The 17,993-nt window shown below is 73.5% G+C and carries 12 protein-coding genes; 3 read left to right on the forward strand and 9 right to left on the reverse strand.

The genetic code is table 11. From position 1 onward, the window contains the following. Positions 1-34: 34 nt before the first annotated feature. Positions 35-952 (forward strand): 2-hydroxyacid dehydrogenase, encoded by a 918-nt coding sequence (locus SJY07_RS21510; RefSeq protein ID WP_328292168.1) that lies wholly within the window; start codon positions 35-37, stop codon positions 950-952. Here SJY07_RS21510 and SJY07_RS21515 read toward each other — a convergent pair. The 7 genes from SJY07_RS21515 to SJY07_RS21545 are packed head-to-tail and all read right to left on the reverse strand — an operon-like array spanning position 919 to position 8,696. Continuing rightward, positions 919-1,644, reverse strand: coding sequence for a CbiX/SirB N-terminal domain-containing protein (locus SJY07_RS21515; RefSeq protein WP_328292167.1), 726 nt, complete (start codon positions 1,642-1,644; stop codon positions 919-921). The two genes, SJY07_RS21510 and SJY07_RS21515, sit on opposite strands and share 34 nt — an antisense overlap. Beyond that, positions 1,641-2,762 (reverse strand): uroporphyrinogen-III synthase, encoded by a 1,122-nt coding sequence (locus SJY07_RS21520; protein ID WP_328292166.1) that lies wholly within the window; start codon positions 2,760-2,762, stop codon positions 1,641-1,643. Before SJY07_RS21520 ends, SJY07_RS21515 begins: the two co-directional genes overlap by 4 nt. Next, positions 2,759-3,976: a uroporphyrinogen-III C-methyltransferase gene (gene cobA, locus SJY07_RS21525; protein WP_380162458.1), complete on the reverse strand. Its 1,218-nt coding sequence runs from the start codon at positions 3,974-3,976 to the stop codon at positions 2,759-2,761. The genes SJY07_RS21520 and cobA overlap by 4 nt, the downstream gene beginning before the upstream one ends. A 26-nt stretch (positions 3,977-4,002) precedes the next feature. Beyond that, positions 4,003-4,317 carry a Rieske (2Fe-2S) protein gene (locus tag SJY07_RS21530; RefSeq protein ID WP_328292164.1) on the reverse strand — a complete coding sequence of 105 codons (315 nt, stop codon included), beginning with the start codon at positions 4,315-4,317 and terminating at the stop codon, positions 4,003-4,005. Next, positions 4,314-6,929, reverse strand: a complete 2,616-nt coding sequence (gene nirB / locus SJY07_RS21535; RefSeq protein WP_328292163.1) for a nitrite reductase large subunit NirB — start codon at positions 6,927-6,929, stop codon at positions 4,314-4,316. The genes SJY07_RS21530 and nirB overlap by 4 nt, the downstream gene beginning before the upstream one ends. A 1-nt stretch (position 6,930) precedes the next feature. After that, positions 6,931-7,278: a molybdopterin oxidoreductase gene (locus SJY07_RS21540; RefSeq protein ID WP_328292162.1), complete on the reverse strand. Its 348-nt coding sequence runs from the start codon at positions 7,276-7,278 to the stop codon at positions 6,931-6,933. Between the two features lie 14 nt (positions 7,279-7,292). After that, positions 7,293-8,696, reverse strand: coding sequence for a nitrate/nitrite transporter (locus SJY07_RS21545; protein WP_328292161.1), 1,404 nt, complete (start codon positions 8,694-8,696; stop codon positions 7,293-7,295). Positions 8,697-8,893: 197 nt separating this feature from the next. On the opposite strand from SJY07_RS21545, the gene SJY07_RS21550 reads away from it, so the two are divergent. Next, positions 8,894-12,841 carry a bifunctional nitrate reductase/sulfite reductase flavoprotein subunit alpha gene (locus tag SJY07_RS21550; protein ID WP_328292160.1) on the forward strand — a complete coding sequence of 1,316 codons (3,948 nt, stop codon included), beginning with the start codon at positions 8,894-8,896 and terminating at the stop codon, positions 12,839-12,841. A gap of 48 nt (positions 12,842-12,889) precedes the next feature. Beyond that, complete coding sequence (locus SJY07_RS21555) at positions 12,890-16,066, forward strand: BTAD domain-containing putative transcriptional regulator (RefSeq protein WP_328292159.1); 3,177 nt, start codon at positions 12,890-12,892, stop codon at positions 16,064-16,066. Positions 16,067-16,088: 22 nt separating this feature from the next. Here the strand turns inward: SJY07_RS21555 and SJY07_RS21560 are convergent, their stop codons facing one another. Further along, the gene (locus SJY07_RS21560; protein WP_328292158.1) at positions 16,089-16,907 is read right to left on the reverse strand and encodes an ABC transporter permease; all 819 of its coding nucleotides are present in this window, start codon (positions 16,905-16,907) and stop codon (positions 16,089-16,091) included. Beyond that, positions 16,904-17,863, reverse strand: a complete 960-nt coding sequence (locus SJY07_RS21565) for an ATP-binding cassette domain-containing protein (RefSeq protein WP_328292157.1) — start codon at positions 17,861-17,863, stop codon at positions 16,904-16,906. Before SJY07_RS21565 ends, SJY07_RS21560 begins: the two co-directional genes overlap by 4 nt. Between the last annotated feature and the right edge of the window lie 130 nt (positions 17,864-17,993).

Here is a 17,993-nt window from a genome sequence, read left to right on the forward strand (position 1 = left end):
CGGCCCGCCCGCACGGCTGGGTAGCGTGCGCGGGGTGAGCACCGCACCCTTCGTCGTGAGCCTGCCCACCGAGTCCTGGGTCAGGGCCCTCGGTCCCGTCGACGGGGTGGAGGTCGTCGTCTGGGACGGTTCGTCCCCCGCACCGGAGCCCGCGCCGCGCCTCGTCGTCCCCGACTACGTCGCGACGCCCGACCTCTCGACGCTGCCGGTGGGCACCGAGGTGGTCCAGTTGCTGACCATCGGCTTCGACGGGGTCGCGGAGCAGCTCCCCCCGGGGGTGCGGTTGTGCAACGCGGCCGGGGTCCACGAGACCTCGACCGCGGAACTCGCCGTGGGGTTGGCGATCCTCGCGTTGCGGGGTCTGGGGGAGGACGTGCGCTCGATGGCGAGGGGGGAGTGGAAACCCTCCCGGCGCACGTCGCTGGCCGACCGCAGGGTCCTCGTGCTCGGCTGGGGCGGGGTCGGTCGCGCCGTCGCCGCCCGCCTCGAGCCCTTCGAGTGCACGGTGACCGCGGTGGGTACCCGGTCCCGGGTCCAGGACGGGGTGGACGTCCACGCGAACTCGGAACTCCCGCAGCTGCTGCCCGAGCACGACGTCGTCGTCCTGGCCTGTCCCCTGACCGGGGAGACCCGGGGCCTCGTCGGCCCGGAGTTCCTCGCCGCGATGCCCGACGGGACGCTGCTGGTGAACGTGGCCCGCGGTCCGGTCGTGGACACCGCGGCCCTCGTCGCGGAACTGCGCACGGGCCGGCTGCTGGCGGCCCTCGACGTCACCGACCCGGAACCGCTGCCGGGCGACCACGAACTCTGGTCGCTGCCGGGGGTCGTCGTCACCCCGCACGTCGGCGGGAACTCGACGGCGTTCCGGCCCCGCATGGTCGCCCTGCTGCGCCGGCAGCTGGAACTCCTGCTCGCGGGTCAGGAACCCGTCAACGTCGTCGCCTCGTCGTAGCGGGCCAGCACCAGGTCCACCAGGGCGGGGTGCACCCCCAGGGGTTCGGCGACGACCTCGGCCCCTGCTCCGCCCAGGCGCACCGAGAACACCCCGGGGGCCAGCAGGTACCCGGCGACCGCCACCGAGCGAGCCCCCTCGGCCCTCGCCGCGGCGACGGCCGCGGCGACCGTCGGTTCCTGCGCCGAGAGGAACCCCGACGTCACCCGACGTCCCGTCCGCGCCGACAACGAGGCGACCGCGGCCTCGACGTCGGCGACCGCCCGGGCGTCGGAGGATCCGGCCGCGGCCAGGACGATCGCCCCCTCGAACTCCTCCACCGCAGTTCCCAGGGCCTCCTCCAACCGGTCGACCAGCGCCTCGGTGATGACCTCGTCCGGACCGAGGGCCGGGGCGGCGACGGCTCGACCGCCCGTGTCCCGCAACGCTTCCGCGATGTCCACCCGGACGTGGTAGCCACTGGAGAGCAGCAGCGGGACGACGGTGCAGCGTTCCCCGTCCGCGACCAGTTCCGCCACGACCGTCCCCAGTTCGGGTTCCTGGACGTCCACGTGGGCGGCGACGACCCGCAGCCCCGGTCGGGCCACCCGGACCGCCTCCCGCAACCCCTCGACGACCGCCCTCCCCTCGAGGGAACGGGTGCCGTGCGAGCACGCGACCAGGACGGGTCCGGGGTTCGTTCCGGGGGTCATGCCACCTCCAGACGGTAGCCGCGCTTGACCACGGTCCGCACCAGGGCCGCGTCCGGCAGGGCCGTGCGCAACCGGGCGACCGTCACCTCCACGGCGTGTTCGTCGCCCGCCCCGGGCAGGGCGGCGAGCAGGTCCTCGCGCGTCAGCACCGCACCGCGGGCCGCGGCGAGGCGGCGCAGCACGGCCAGCGGACCCGGCGCCAGGTCGAGCACCTCGTCCTCCAGCACCGCGGTCTGGGCCCGCAACCTCAGCGTCCCGCCGACCGTGGCCACGCAGTCCAGCGGGTTCTCCGCGAGGTGGGCCGTGAGGGTCCGCAACAGCGCACCCAGCCGCCACCGGTCCGGGATCAGCGGTTCGATGCCCGCACCCCGCAACGGTTCGGCCGTCACGTCGCCGACGGCGCAGGCGACGACCCCCTCGCCGCACGCGGAGACCAGGTCGGCGAGACGACCCTGGCGCTGCGCGGCGTCGAGCAGGGCCACCGCCCCCGGCGCGCTGGTGAACGTCACCGCGTCGAGGCGGCGGGCGGCGATCAGGTCGACGAGGCGTTCCACCGCGACCGGGTCGGCCGGGGGCAACCACCGGTACACCGACACCCCGCGGACCCGGGCGCCGGCGTCGAGCAACGGCTGCAACTGCTCCTGGTCCGCCGCCCCGTGCAGCTGCACGACGATGGAGCGTCCCTCGACCCCACCCGCGACGAGGCGTTCGACGGCCTCCGCGGTCTGCTCCGAGGCGGCCGACCACTCCTCGCGCAGTCCGTTGGCGCGGATGACCCCCGTGGCCTTCGGGCCGCGCGCGAAGATGCGGGCCCGGCCGAAGACCTCGAGCAGCGGGGCGGCCAGCCCGGCCGCGTCGGCGGCCTCCACCCAGCCGCGCAACCCGATGCCCGTGGTGACGAGGAGGTCGTCGGGCGGGTCGGCGATGACGTCGCGGGTCTCGGCGAGCAGTTGCTCGTCCTCGGTCAGCGGGACGATGCGCATGGTCGGGGCGTGCACCACCCGGGCGCCCTTGCGCTCGAAGGTGGCGATCATGTCGGAGGACCGCCGGTCGCTGGTGATGCCGACGGTCACTCCGAGCAGTGGTGGGACCTCGGGGGCAGGCGTGGGGTCGGTCACAGATCCGGACCGTAGGCGACCTGCGCCGCGGACGCCACGTCCGCCAACCCTTCCAAGCCCGCCACCGCGCCGACCACGATCACCGCCGGCGCCCGCACTCCCCGCTCGGCGGCGATCCCGGCGATGTCGGCCAGGGTGCCGCGGGTGGTGCGCTGGTCCGCGCTCCAGCCGTTCTCGACGATCGCGACGGGCGTCGCGGGCGACTTCCCGGCCGCCACGAGCCCCGCGCTCAACCGCGGCAGCATCGTCACCCCCATCAGGAACACCACGGTGCCGTCCAGCCTGGCCAGGACCTCCGCGTCGACGTCCTCGTGCCCGCTGACCACCGTGACCGACCGCGACAGCCCGCGGTGGGTGACGGGGATCCCCGCCGCGGCGGGCACCGAGAACGCGCTCGTGACCCCGGGGACGACCTCGACCTCCACCCCGGCGGCCCGGCAGGCGAGGACCTCCTCGCCGCCGCGGCCCAGGACGTAGGAGTCGCCGCCCTTGAGCCGCACGACCCGTCGCCCCGCGCGGGCGTGCTCGACGATGATCCGGTTGATCTCGTCCTGGGGGACCGGGTGGTGGTCGGGGGTCTTGCCCACGTCGACGACCACCACGTCGGGGTCCAGTTCGGCCAGCACGGCGGTGGGGGCCAGCCGGTCGACGACGACCACGTCGGCCTCGGCCAGGCGCCGCCGCCCGCGCAGGGTCAGCAGGTCCACGTCCCCGGGACCGCCACCGACCAGCGTGACGCGCCCGGCCCCGGCCCGGCGGCGGCGCAACGGCGCGGCCCCGGAGTCCAGCCAGCGCGACAGCGCCTCCCGCAGGCCCCGCGCCCGCCGCGGGTCACCACCGGCGGTGACCGAGACCGTCACCTCACCGCGTCGGACCACCGACGGCGTCCACGCGCTGGAGGCGCGGGCGTCGTCGGCGCGCACGCACCACACCCGCAGGGCCTCGGCGGCCGCGGAGAGTTCCGCGTCCACCCGCGGGTCACCCGTCGCGGTGTGCACGAGCCACACGTCGGCCACGTCGCGCGGTTCGACCTCGCGCTGCTCCCACGTCAGGTGGGGCAGCAGGTCGCGCAGGTCCTCGCACAGCGCCGGCGCGACCACCAGGACCTCGGCCCCGGCGGAGACCAGGTCACGAGCCCGGCGGGCCGCCACGGGCCCCCCGCCGGCCACCAGGACCCGACGCCCCGACACGTCCAGGTGCAACGGGTAGGTCATCACCGGGACCTCCCCTCCGTCCGGGCTCACAACTCCACGCTCACGACACCGTCGTCCCCGACCGCACAAGGATGCACCGCGATCGGGTCCTGACCCGTCGTGGACTCACCCGTGCGCAGGTCGAAGGCGTTGAGGTGCAACGGGCACACGAGCGACCCTTCGTCGACCTGGCCGTCGGCCAGCGGGCCTCCCGCGTGCGGGCACGCGGCCTGCACCGCGCTCACCCGACCGCTGCGGTGGCGGAACAGGGCCACCTGCCGCCCGTCGACGACGTAGGTGCGGCCCTCCCCGAAGGGCAGTTCGCCGACGGGGCACACCGCGTGGGTGGTGGAGGTGGTCATCGCGGCACCTCCAGGGAGTCGGGACGGGCGGTGGGCAGCGGCAGGGCGACGGTCGTCCCCCCGGGCGCCCCCGCGGGACGGCCGGGCACCAGTGGCAGGTCCACCAGCGGCAGCGAAGGGCGGAACTGGCCCTCGGTGACCGGCTCCCGGCCCTCCAGCCACGGGTCGCGGTAGTTCTCCACCGTGGCCTGCATGCGGGCGTCGAGACCCGCGACGAGACCGTCGGAGTCCTCCAGCAGCACCTTCTTCACCCGGTCCAGGCCCAGGCGGGGGACGAACTCGTAGGTGCGCTCCAGCCAGTTGCCCCACTCGCGGTAGAACTGGATGAACCGCCCGGTGAGCGCGATGACCTCCTCGGGGGAACCCACCGTGGCCAGCAGGTCGCCCTTGCGGACCGTGGCGCCCGCGGCACCCCCGACGTAGACCTCCCACGCGCCGGCGCCGATCGCGACGACCCCGATGTCCTTGACGTAGGCCTCGGCGCAGTTGCGGGGACAGCCCACGACCCCCAGCTTCAGCTTCGCGGGCGTCTCGACGCCCTGGAAACGGGTCTCCAGGTCGATCCCGAGCTGGGTGGAGTCACCGAGGCCGAAGCGGCAGAAGTCCGTGCCCACGCAGGTCTTCACCGTGCGGAAGCTCTTGCCGTAGGCGTAGCCCGACGGCATCCCCAGGTCCTCCCAGACCTTGGGCAGGTCCTCCTTGCGGATGCCCAGCAGGTCCACCCGCTGACCACCGGTCACCTTGATCATCCCGACGTCGTACTTGTCGGCGACGTCGGCGATCTTCCGCAGCTGCTCCGCCGTGGTCACCCCGCCCTTCATCTGCGGGACCACCGAGAACGTGCCGTCGCGCTGGATGTTGGCGTGGACGCGGTCGTTGATGAACCGGCCGTCGCGCTCGTCCTGGTCCAGCCCCTCCGGCCACATCATCCGCAGCAGCGAGGTCAGGCCCATCTTCGACTTCGCGTCCTCCACCCCGCCCGGGGCGAGCTCGCGGAACACCGCCGAGACCGACCTCAACCGGCGCTCGCGGATCGCGGCCATGAGTTCCGGCTTGCCCATCGGGATCCCCGGGACGTACCAGTTCGCGCTCTCGTCGACGGTGAGGTTCCCCCCGGCCGCCCACTCGGTGACCTGTTCCACGAGGGTCTTGCACGAACCGCAGCCCTTGCCCGCCTTGGTCTTGGCCATGACGGCGTTCACCGAGGTGCAGCCGCCGGCGACGGCGTCGACGATCTTCCCCTTGGTCACGCCGTTGCAGTTGCAGACCTGGACGTCGTCGGACAGTTCTGCGACCGAGGTCGCCTCGTCGGGGGAGCCGAGGTCGAAGAGCAGGCTCATGCGCTCCTCGGGCAGCGGCAGGCCCTGGTCGAAGGCCTGGGTGAGGAACGCCGTCTTGCGGACGTCGCCCAGCAGCGTCGCCCCGACCAGGCGCCCGGCGCGGATCACCACGTTGAGGTAGATCCCGCGGTGCGGTTCGGAGAACACGACGAACTCGTCGTCGTCGCGTTCGGGTCCGGGCAGACCCATCGCGACCAAGTCGACCCCGGCGACCTTGAGCTTCGTGGAGGTGCGCGAGCCGTGGTACGCCGCGTCGGGACGGGCACCCGTCAGGTGGTCCGCGAGGACACCGGCCTGGTCCCACAGCGGGGCCACCAGGCCGTAGGTCTCCCCCCGGTGCTGGACGCACTCCCCGACGGCGTAGACGTCCTCGGCGGTGCCCTCCTCGCCCTCCTCGCCCGCGCTGCACTGCATGCGGTCGTCGACGACGATGCCGCGCTGGACCTCGAGGCCGGAGCGCAGCGCGATGTCGGTGTTGGGTCGGATGCCGGCCGCGACGACGACGAAGTCGGCGTCGAGCACCGAACCGTCGGGCAGTTCCACCCCGGTGACGCGGTCGGTGCCCCGCACGCCCCGGCTCCGGACCCCGGTGTGCACCCGGACGCCGAGTTCCTCGATCCTGCGCCGCAGGACGCGGCCGGCCTCCGGGCCGAGCTGCTGGTTCATGAGGTGCTGGGGGGAGTGGAGCAGGTCCACCTGCAGGCCGTGGGTGGCCAGGCCGTGCGCGGCCTCCAGGCCCAGCAGCCCGCCGCCGATGACGACGGCGCGGCGGTGGGTGCGGGCCGCGGCCAGCAGGGCCCGCGCGTCGTCCAGGGTGCGGAAGCCGAACACCCCCGCCAGGACGCTCCCGTCCTCGCGGTGCAGGCCCTCCATGGCGGGGAAGAAGGGCGTGGAACCGGTCGCGATGAGCAGGAGGTCGTAGGGGGTCTCGCCCCCGTCGGCGTCGTGGACCACCTTGGCGAAGCGGTCGACGCGGTCGACCCGCACCCCGGCCCGCAGGTCGATGCCGTTCTCGGCGTACCAGGGCAGGGAGTTCAGGAAGATCCCCTCCTCGGTCTCCTCGCCGGAGAGCACGTGGGAGAGCATGATGCGGTTGTAGTTCCCGTACGGCTCGTCACCGAAGACGGTGATGTCGAACTGCTCTGAACCGCCGCGTTCCAGCAGTTCCTCCACCGCCCGGATACCCGCCATCCCGTTGCCCACCACCACGAGGCGACGGCGCGGACGACGCTGGGCGGGGACGGTGGCGCTGAGCTCGAGGACCTCGCTCACGTCAGACCTCCACGAGTCCGAGGTCGAGCACGACGGTGCCGGTCAGACCCTCCGGCGCCGCGACCCGCAGTTCCAGCGTCGACGGTGCCTCGACGTCCTCGACGATGCGCAGCGGGACGTGCACCGAACCCTTCGCACCGATCGGGAACAGGCGCATCGTCACCCCGTCGCGCAGCAGGGCCACGACGACCAGCTCGTCGGTGGAGTTCCCGCCCCGGAAGTAGACCGCCTGGGCGCGGGCGCCGTCGGGCACGGAGTAGGAGGGGAGGCCTTCGAGGACGACGAGCTTCTCCAGGCCGGCGCCGGTGAACGGGTGGGCGCCCTGCAGGAAACGGGGGGTGGAGCTCACGGGAGGTCTCCTTCTCAGATCGACGTGCCGGCGAAGCGGCGTTCGCGGCCGAGCTTGTAGACGACGGTGGTCACGACGGCGCACACGGCGTAGAAGCCGATGAACCCGATGAGGGCCGGGCGCAACGTGCCGGTGCTCGAGATCGACCAGGCGAACACGCGGGGGATGATGAACCCGCCGTAGGCGCCGATGCCGGCGGCGAGACCGATGCAGGCCGCGGCCTTGCGCTTGGCCAGGACCATGGCGCCGGTGTCGGTGGGGTCGATCCCCGCGCGGAAGATGGCCGGGATCATCCGGTACACCGCGCCGTTGCCGACGCCGCTGGCGACGAACAGCAGCAGGAAGCAGGCGAAGAACCCGGCGAAGCTCCCCGCGGCGAGCGACAGGATCACCCCGAGGGCCCCGAGCGCCATCACCAGGTAGGCCGCGATGCTGACGTTCGCCCCCGAGAGCCGGTCCGCGATGCGCCCGCCGGAGGGGCGGGCCATCGAGCCCACCAGGGCCCCGAGGAACGCCAGCGTCAACGGGACCTGCGGCAGCCCGACGAAGCCCCAGTCGAAGACCGCCTGCGGGAACTGGGTGTTGATGAGCGTCGGGAACACGCCGGCGTAGCCGATGAACGAGCCGAACGTCCCGATGTAGAGGAACGACACGATCCAGGTGTGCTTGTTGCGCATCGCCGCCGCGTAGCCGGCGAGGTCGGCCTTGGCGGTGGACAGGTTGTCCATGTACCGCCAGGCGAGCACCGCGGCCAGGACGGCGAGCGGGACGATCACGAGACCCGCGCGCTGCAGCGCGAGCCCGCCGCCGATGACGACGATGATCGGGATGGCCAGCTGGACGACGGCGACACCGAGGTTCCCACCCGCCGCGTTCAGCCCCAGCGCCGCACCCTTCTCCCGCTCGGGGAAGAAGAACGAGATGTTGGCCATGCTGCTGGCGAAGTTCCCACCGCCGACGCCCGCGGTCGCGGCGACCAGGACCATCAGCCAGAACGGCGTCTGCGGGTTCTGCACGACGACGGCCAGCCCGACGCAGGGGACCACGAGCAGCAGGGCCGAGACGATGGTCCAGTTCCGGCCCCCGAACCGCGGGACCGCGAAGGTGTAGGGGAAGCGCAGCGTCGCGCCGACGAGGTTGGGGATCGCGATGAGCCAGAACACCTGGTCGGCGGTGAGGGCGAACCCGGCCTTGTTCAGCGACGGGGTGACGATGGTCCAGAGCTGCCAGACGGAGAACCCGAGGAACTCGGCGAAGATCGAGAGCGCGAGGTTGCGCTTCGCGGCCCGTCGTCCGGTGGCCTGCCACTGGACGGTGTCCTCCGGGTCGTACTGGTCCACCCAGCGGCCGGCGCGCGGGGCGGGAACGGTGCCGACGGTGGTGAGGTTCGAGTCAGCACGATCGCTGGTGACGGCCATGTCGTGTCCCTCCGGAACTGTTGGGGGGTGTGCTTCGTGCTCGACGCTAGGGACGGCGCGTTACAGTCGGTCGCGCGTGTCGTTGCCGCCCTGTGACGTTGTCCTCACGCCCTCCGCCGTCGGCTGTGAGGAGACCGCACCACGGTCGCAACACGGGGGAAACGGTGGGGCAACCACGGTCGCCTTGACTCGACCCCGTGAGCGAGACCGTGCGCAGTGCCTGCTCGTACTGCGGCGTGGGCTGCGGGGTGCTGCTGCAGATCGAGACCGATCCGGTGAGCGGGCGTCGGCGGGTCGCCAAGGTCACCGGCGACCGCGAGCACCCCGCCAACGCGGGTCGGCTCTGCACGAAGGGCGCGACCAGCGCGGACGTCATGTCCGCGCCCGGACGGCTCGCGCAGGCCGCCGTCCGCGACGCCCGGGGCGAGGAGCCGCGTCCGGTCCCGCTGCGCGACGCCGTGGGGACCGTCGCGGAGCGTCTGCGGGCCGTCGTCGCGGAGCACGGCCCCGACGCCGTCGCCGTCTACGTGTCGGGGCAGATGTCGATCGAGGCGCAGTACCTGGCCAACAAGCTGACCAAGGGGTTCCTGGGCACCAACCAGATCGAGTCGAACTCCCGGCTCTGCATGGCCAGTGCGGGCACGGGCTACAAGCAGTCGCTCGGCTCCGACGGCCCGCCCGGTTCCTACGACGACCTCGACCACGCCGACGTGTTCCTCGTCATCGGCGCGAACATGGCCGACTGCCACCCGATCCTCTTCCTGCGGATGATGGACCGGGTCCGGGCCGGGGCCAAGCTCATCGTCGTCGACCCCCGGCGGACGGCCACGGCCGAGGCGGCCGACGTCTTCCTGCAGCTGCGTCCCGGGACGGACCTGGCTCTGCTCAACGGCCTGCTGCACCTGGTCGTGGAGGCGGGTGGACTCGACGAGGAGTTCATCGCGGCCTGCACCACCGGGTGGGAGGGCATGGCCGGGGTGATCGCCGACTACCCGCCTGCGCGGGTCTGCGAACTGACCGGACTGGCCGAGGCCGACCTCCGCGCCGCGGCGGAACTCCTCGCGGGAGCGGCGAACTGGACGAGCTGCTGGACGATGGGGTTGAACCAGAGCGTCCACGGCACCTGGAACACCAACGCCCTGGTGAACCTGCACCTCGCGACCGGGGCCATCTGCCGACCGGGCAGCGGGCCGTTCTCGCTCACCGGACAGCCCAACGCCATGGGGGGCCGCGAGATGGGGTACATGGGGCCGGGCCTGCCCGGTCAGCGCTCGGTGCTGGACCCCGCCGACCGCGACTTCACCGAGAGCGTCTGGGGGCTGGAACCCGGAACCCTGCGCACCGACGTCGGGACGGGGACGATCGACCTGTTCTCCCGGATGGCGGCGGGCGAGGTGAAGGCCTGCTGGATCATCTGCACCAACCCCGTGGCCTCCGTCGCCAACCGTTCGATCGTGGTGGAGGCGTTGCAGCGCTGCGACTTCGTCGTGGTCCAGGACACGTTCGCGCAGACCGAGACCACGTCCTACGCCGACGTCCTGCTGCCGGCCACGTTGTGGGCGGAGTCCGACCAGGTCGCGGTGAACTCCGAACGCACCATGACGTTGCTGCCGCAGGCCGCGGACCCGGTGGGCGACGCGACCCCGGACTGGCAGCTCATCGCCGACGTCGCGCGGGCCATGGGTTTCGGCGACCGGTTCGCCTACGGCTGCGCCGCCGACGTGTTCGAGGAACTGCGCCGGTTCACCAACCCTCGCACCGGCTACGACCTGCGCGGGGTCGACCACGAACGACTGCGTCGCGGACCGGTGCAGTGGCCGGCACCGGCCGGGGACGGCCTCGACCGCCACCCGGTGCGCTACCTCAACGACGGCGTGAGCCAGGACCTGCTCGTCCACGCCGACGGGACCGTCCCGCCGGTGGTGTTCCCGACCGCGACCGGTCGGGCGGTGTTCTGGCCCCGGCCCTTCGTCCCCGCGGCGGAACTGCCCGACGACGAGCACCCGTTCGTGCTGAACACCGGCCGGGTGCAGCACCAGTGGCACACCCTGACCAAGACGGGGAAGGTCGCGAAGCTCAACAAGCTGAACCCCGGGCCGTTCCTGGAGGTGAACCCCGAGGACGCGGCGCGGCTGGGGATCACCGAGGGCGACCGCGTCGAGGTGGTGTCGCGTCGGGGTCGCGCCGTCCTGCCGGCGGTGGTCACCGACCGGGTGCTGCCGGGCTGCTGCTTCGCACCGTTCCACTGGAACGACGAGTTCGGCGCGGACCTGGCGATCAACGCCGTGACCCACGACGCGGTCGACCCGGACAGCTTCCAGCCGGAGTTCAAGGTGTGCGCCGTGCGGTTGACCCGCGTCGAGGTGGGGACGGGGCCGCAGGTGCGACGCGGGGAGCCGCCGGTCTTCGACGAGCGTCAGAGCAGGTACCTCGACGGGTTCCTGCACGCCCTCGGCGAGGCACCCGGTTTCGTACCGGCCCTGCCGGCGTCGGCCCCCTTCGGGGAGGGCCACCGGGCCTGGGTGGACGGGTTCCTCGCCGGGACGTTCGCGGGCACCACCGCCCCGGCGGCGGCCACCTCGGCCCCCGAGCCCGAGGCCGCGCCCGACGTCCTCGTCCTGTGGGCCTCGCAGACCGGGGGAGCCGAGGAGCACGCCCGTTCCGCCGCGGCCGCCCTCGAGGCGGTCGGGGTCCGGGTCGGGGTGTTCGGGATGGACGAGGTGACCCCCGCCCGGCTGGGTTCCGCGGCGACCACGCTGGTGGTGTCCAGCACGTTCGGCGACGGCGGGCCCCCGGACAACGGGGAGTCGTTCTGGGAGGCGTTGTCCGGTCCCGCGGCGCCGAGCCTGGAGGGGCGCACGTTCGCCGTGCTCGCCCTCGGCGACTCCAGCTACGCCGACTTCTGCGGCCACGGCCGCCGCCTCGACGAACGGTTCGCCGAACTCGGCGCCCAGCGGTTGCTGGACCGGATCGACTGCGAGCCGGGGGAGGACGAGCGCGCCGCGGAGTGGGAAGCGCGCGTCCTGGGCCTGCTGGCGCAGCGGAGCCCCGCGGCCCTCGTCCCCGCACCGCGAGCGGCCCCCGTCCGCCCCACCCGCGGGAACCCCTACCGCAGCCGGCTCGTGCGCAACGTCCGCCTCAACGCCGCGGGGTCGACCAAGGAGGTCCGCCAGGTCGGGTTCGCCCGCGACGGGGGGCTGGAGTACCACGCGGGTGACTCCCTGGGGGTGTGGCCCGAGAACGACCCCGTCGTGCTCGCCGAGGTCGCCGACGCCACCGGTGTCGACCCCGCGGAACTGGCGGCCCTGGACGTGACCCGCCCCTCCCCGGGACTGCTCCGCTTCGTCGCCCAGCGCTCACGGCGGGAGGGTCTGTCCCGGATCCTCGCCGACGGCCCGTCGCGGACGGCGGAGTGGGCCCGCGGTCGTCAGCTGCTGGACGTGCTCCGGGAGTTCCCGGCCCACGCCGAACCCGCGGAGTGGCTCAACCTGCTCAAACCCCTGCAACCACGGCAGTACTCGATCTCCTCGGCCCCCGAGGCCCACCCCGACGAGGTCCAGCTGACCATGTCGACCGTCCGTTTCGGCGACCCGGTCCGCCACGGGGTCTGCTCCACGTTCCTCGCCGACCGGGCGGAGGGGAAGGACGTGGGCGTCTTCGTGCAGTCCGCTCCGGCGTTCCGCCCGCCCGGCGACCCGGGTGTGCCGATGGTGATGATCGGACCGGGGACGGGGGTCGCGCCGTTCCGCGCCTTCCTGCAGCACCGGCGCGCCCACGGCGCGACCGGCCCGAACTGGTTGTTCTTCGGCGAGCGGAGCTCGGCCACCGACTGGTACTACCGCGAGGAGTTCGAGGGCTGGCGCGAGGACGGGCTGCTCACCCGCCTCAGCCTGGCGTTCTCGCGCGACCAGCCGGAGAAGGTCTACGTGCAGGACCGGGTGCGGCGCCACGGCGCGGAGTTGTGGGCCTGGCTGGAGGAGGGCGCCCACCTCTACGTCTGCGGCGACGCCTCCCGGATGGCCAGGGACGTCGACGCCACGCTGCGCGACGTCGTCGCCGAGCACGGTGGCATGGGGGAGGAGGACGCCGCGCTGTACGTGAAGACGATGGCCGCGCAGCGGCGCTACGTCCGCGACGTCTACTGAAGGTCGTCTCGGCCACGGCTCCCGCAGCCCGGGTGGCAGGCTGTCCCCGTGCAGATCGAACTCCTCGGCCCGCTGCGGGTCCGGACCGACGACGGAGCCGAGATCGCCGTCCCCGGAACCCGGTTGCGGCGGCTGCTGGCCGAGCTCGCCCTGCGCGGCGGCCGTCCGGTGCCGACGGGGCTGCTGGAGGACGCGCTCTGGGGCGAGGACGGCGCGAGCGGACCGGGTGCGCTGCAGTCCCTGGTGTCCCGGTTGCGCCGCACGCTGGGGCCGGAGGTGGAGGTCGTCGCCGGCCCGGCCGGCTACGCGTTGAGCGGGGTCGAGGTCGACGTCCCCCTCGTCGAGGCCGGGTTCGCCGACGGTCGACGGTTGCTGCGCGAGGGGTCCTGGGCCGCCGCCGCCCAGGTGCTGGACGCGGCCCTGGCCCGCTGGCGCGGGGAACCCGTCGAGATCGCCGGTTCTCCCGACGCCGTCCGGTTGGAGGACGCCCGCCTCGACGCCCTCGCCGACCGCTGCGAGGCGCGGTGGCGGGCCGGGGACCTCGACGGCCTCCCGGCCGACCTCGAGGAACTCGTGGCCGCGCACCCGCTGCGGGAACGGTTCGCCGAACTGCGGGTGCGGGTCCTCGTGGCCGCCGGCCGCACCGGCGAGGCGCTCGCCGCCTACGAGCAGACCCGACGGGTGCTGGCGGAGGAACTCGGCGCCGATCCCTCACCCGCGTTGCGGGAGGCGCACCTGGCCGCGCTGGCCGAACCCGCCACCGGCCCGGCGCCGCAGCGGCCGGTGCGTTCGCTGACGTCGTTCGTGGGCCGCGACGGTGACCTGGAGCGCCTGACCGGCCTGCTCGCGACCACGCAGTGCGTGACCGTGGTGGGACCCGGGGGCGCGGGCAAGACCCGGTTGGCCACCGAGGTCGCCCGGCGCCTGGCGCGCACCTGGGCCGTCCACGAGGTCTCGCTCGCCCCCGTCGCCGAGGGCGAGGACGTCCAGGGGGCGGTCGTCAGCGTGGTCGGGGTCGGCGACGTCGCGCTGGAGACCCGGGCCATCCCGCGCGACGTGGCCGAACCGCTGCACCGCCTCCGCTCGGCCCTGAGCTCCGGGGCGACGGGTCGTCCGGTGCTCCTGGTGCTCGACAACTGCGAGCACGTCCTGGACGACACCGCCGTGCTGGTGGAGGACCTGCTGCGGCACTGCCCGGGCCTCAGCGTGCTGTGCACCAGCCGGGAGGCGCTCGGCGCGGAGGGGGAGACCCTGCACCCCCTCGGTCCGCTGCCGACGGACGCGGCGGTCCGGTTGTTCACCGACCGCGCCGTCGCCGTCGACCCCGGGTTCGTCGTCGACGCCGTCGACCGCGGGGTCGTCACCGACCTGGTCCGCCGTCTCGACGGGTTGCCGCTGGCGCTGGAACTGGCCGCCGCCCGCCTGCGCACCACGACGTTGGCCGACCTCGACGCCCGGCTCTCCGACCGGTTCCGCGTCCTCGCCGGCGGTCGGCGCACCGCCGTGGCCCGCCACCGCACCCTGCGCGCCGTCGTGGACTGGAGCTGGGACCTCCTCGAGGAGGACGAACGCGTCCTGCTGCAGCGGCTCTCGGTCTTCGCGGGGCCCGTCGCCGTGGACGCGGCCGCGGCGGTCGCCCGCGACCTCGGCGACGAGCACGCAGTCGCCGACCTGCTCGCCTCGCTCACGGAGAAGTCGCTGCTGCAGCTGCGTCCGGGCCCGACCGTCCGCTACGCCCTGCTGGAGACCATCCGCGAGTACGGCGCCGAACGCCTCGCCGCCTCGGGGGACCTCGAGGACGTCCTCGAGGCGCACACCGCCTGGGCGCTCGACCTCGTCGCGCGCGCGGGCCGCGGCCTGCGCAGCCGTGACCAGGTGGCGTGGTCGCAGCGGCTGGACGCGGAGGTCGACGACCTGCTCGCGGTGCTGCGCCAGCTCGTCGCCGCCGGACGCGGGGAGGACGCCGTCCGGCTCACCCTGCCGGTCGTCCTCTGGGCCGGAGCCCTCGGCCGGCAGAACCAGGCCCGCGAGTGGGTCCGCCTCGCCGCCTCCGTCCCCGCCCCGGCCGCGCCCGTCGAGGCGCTGGTCGTCGAGACGGCCGACCGGATGATGGGTGTCGTCGAGGCGGCCAGCAGCCCGGGTGAGGTCATGGCGGTGCTGGCCGTGCTGCGCGACAAGGTCGACGCCCTGCTCACCGTCGACGCGAACGTCTTCACCCGGCTGATCGCCCTCGTCGTGGACCGCTTCGGGGGCTGGGACGGCGACCCCTTCCGCGACCTGTCCGCCACCGCGGAGCAGGACGCGGCCCTCGCCTCCCTCACCGCGGAACTGTCCGCCGCCCGTGAACCCTGGCTGGTGGCGACGTGCGAGTTGCTGCGCGCCTCGGCCGCGGAGAACTTCGGCGACGCCACGACGATGCTCGAGGCGGCGACGCGGGCCGAGGCGGGGTTCCGCGCGGTCGGCGACCACTGGGGCCTGTCCGCGACGTTGCGGATGCTCGCCCAGGCGCAGGTGCACGGTGGTGACCTCGACGCCGCGGAGGCGCTCTACGTCGAGTCCCTCGACCTGGCCGCCGCGTTCGGCGGAGCCGACGACGAGGTCCTGGTGCGGACCCGGTTGGCCGAGGTCCACCAGCGTCAGGGGCGGTCCGCGGAGGCGGCCGCCGAACTCGCCCGCACCCGTGCCCTCACGGCCGGCAGTTCCGACCCGACCCGCACCTGGCTGGTCCTCTCCGAGGTCGCCACGGCGGTCCGGGAGGGACGGATCGAGGACGCCCGCCGGCTCGCGGTCGAGCACGAGGCCGTCCTCGCGCAGCGGCCGCTGGGTGGCGCCTTCGGCCACGAGCGGGCAGGGCTGTCCGCGGCGATCTCCCGCGTCCACACGGCCGCCGGGGAATTGGCGCAGGCCCGCGCACGATTGGTGGTGGCGCTCGAGGCGGCGCTGCAGACGCGGGACATGCCGATCATCGCCCTGGTGACCACGTCGGCCGCCCACTGGGCGCTCGCCGACGCGGACCCCCTCCGGGCGGCCCGGTGGCTCGGGGTCGCGGCGGCGCTGCGGGGGTTCGACGACGCCACCGACCCGTCGGTGCTCGAGGTCCTCGCCGGAGCGCGCGACGCCACCGACGAGGCGTCGGTGGCGTCGGCAGTGGCGGGTGGACGGGCGCTGGACCGTTCCGCGGCCCTGCGGGAACTCGCCGCGGGGTTCGGGGTGCTCGGGCAGTGACGCGCGGCGTTCCGGGGGTTCGTCAGGCCCGACGGTTGTAGGCCCGCAGGGCCAGCGGGACGAACACCGCGAGGAACACGGCGATCCAGCCGCCGGTCCAGGCGAGGTCACCGGCGACGGGGCCGCCGAGCATCAACCCGCGCACCACCCCCACGAGGTGGGTGATGGGGTTGACGTGCACGAAGTCCTGCAACCAGCCCGGCATGGTGGAGGTGTTCACGAACACGTTGCTGCCGAAGCTCAACGGCATGACGAGCAGGAACATCAGACCCTGCACGGCGCCCGGGGTCCGGACCACCAGGCCGACGAACACCGAGATCCAGCCGAACGACAGGGCGAACAGCATCGAGACGCCGAGGGCGGCGAGCGTGGGCACGAGACCGGTCTGGACCCGGAAACCCATGACGTAGCTCGCGCTCATGATGACCGCGAAGAGGATGAGGTAGCGCACCACGTCGGCCAGCACGGCCCCCACGAGTGGGGCCGAGCGCGAGATCGGCAACGACCGGAACCGGTCGAAGACCCCCTTCTGGATGTCGCTGTTCAGGTTCTGCCCCAACGAGACCCCGGCCAGCGAGATCGACTGGGCGAGCAGGCCCGGCAGCAGGTACTGCAGGTAGGAACCCCGGTCACCGCCGCCGAGGGCACCGCCGAAGATGTAGGTGAACATGAGCAGGAAGATGATCGGCTGGATCGTCACGTCGATCAGTGCCTCGGGGGTCCGGGCGGTCTTGATGAGGTTCCGGACGGCGAGCGCGCCGGCGTGGCGCAGACCGCGGAACGGGCTGGGGGAGACCGTCTGGACGGCGGTGCGGGTGGGGCGTTCGAGAACGGTGCTCATGCTGCCACCTCCTTGTTCCGGGTGTTCTGGGTGTTCTGGGTGAGGGTCGAGAAGACCTCGTCGAGGGTCGGCAGGTGCAGCGAGAGTTCGCTGACCGGGATGCCCCTCTCGGCGAGGCCGGTGACGGTGGCGGGGACGGCCCGTTCGTCGAGGACGGGTACGGAGAACCCACCACCCGGCAGCGACGTGGGTTCCTCGGACGAGAAACCCGAGAGCAGGTGGGCGACCGCCGGGCCGTCAGCGGGATCGGCCGGGGTGACGGTCAGGGTCCGGCTGCCGGCCTGCCGCTTCAAGCCGAGGGGGGTGTCGTGGGCGATGACGCGACCGTGGTCGATGACGGAGATCTCGTCGGCGAGCTGGTCGGCCTCCTCGAGGTACTGCGTGGTCAGCAGGACCGTCGAACCGTCCCGCACCAGGGTCCGGACGACGTCCCACATGGCGTCGCGCTTCGCCGGGTCGAGGCCGGTGGTGGGTTCGTCGAGGAACACCACGGCCGGCCGGCCGACGAGGGAGGCGGCGAGGTCGAGGCGGCGGCGCATCCCGCCGGAGTACGTGCCGGCGGGGCGTCCGGCCGCCTCGGTGAGGTCGAACCACTCGAGCAGTTCGTCGGCGCGAGCGCGGGCGTCGCGGCGGGAGAGGTCGAGGAGGGTTCCGATGAGCTTGAGGTTCTGCAGACCGGTCAGGTCCTCGTCGACCGAGGCGTACTGACCGGTGAGCCCGATGGTGCGCCGGACGGCGGCGGCGTCGCGGACGACGTCGAACCCGCCGATGCGGGCCACTCCGTCGTCGGGACGCAGCAGGGTGGCGAGGATGCGCACGGCCGTGGTCTTGCCGGCCCCGTTGGGGCCGAGGACGCCGAGCACCTTGCCCTCCGACACCCGCAGGCTGACCCCGTCGAGGGCCTGGGTGTCACCGAATCGTTTCCGCAGGCCGTCGGCCTCGATGGCGTAGTTCATGGTCGTACCGTCGCCCGCTCCGCTGGCGCGGCGCTGGCACGCGGCTGGCGTGACCTGGTGCGAGCTGGCGTGGACCGGTGGTGGCGGGTGTCCGCCGGGACCCGCTATCCTCGGGACGTTTGCCTGCGTG

The sequence above is a fragment of the Kineococcus sp. R86509 genome (genome assembly GCF_042466365.1).
Classification (GTDB): domain Bacteria; phylum Actinomycetota; class Actinomycetes; order Actinomycetales; family Kineococcaceae; genus Kineococcus.

Excerpts from the sequence above, each read along its gene's own strand:
- SJY07_RS21515 (WP_328292167.1), bottom strand. The coding sequence starts at position 1,644 with ATGACCCCCGGAACGAACCCCGGACCCGTCCTGGTCGCGTGCTCGCAC.
- cobA (WP_380162458.1), bottom strand. The coding sequence starts at position 3,976 with ATGACCTACCCGTTGCACCTGGACGTGTCGGGGCGTCGGGTCCTGGTG.
- SJY07_RS21530 (WP_328292164.1), bottom strand. The coding sequence starts at position 4,317 with ATGACCACCTCCACCACCCACGCGGTGTGCCCCGTCGGCGAACTGCCC.
- SJY07_RS21545 (WP_328292161.1), bottom strand. The coding sequence starts at position 8,696 with ATGGCCGTCACCAGCGATCGTGCTGACTCGAACCTCACCACCGTCGGC.
- SJY07_RS21560 (WP_328292158.1), bottom strand. The coding sequence starts at position 16,907 with ATGAGCACCGTTCTCGAACGCCCCACCCGCACCGCCGTCCAGACGGTC.
- SJY07_RS21565 (WP_328292157.1), bottom strand. The coding sequence starts at position 17,863 with ATGAACTACGCCATCGAGGCCGACGGCCTGCGGAAACGATTCGGTGAC.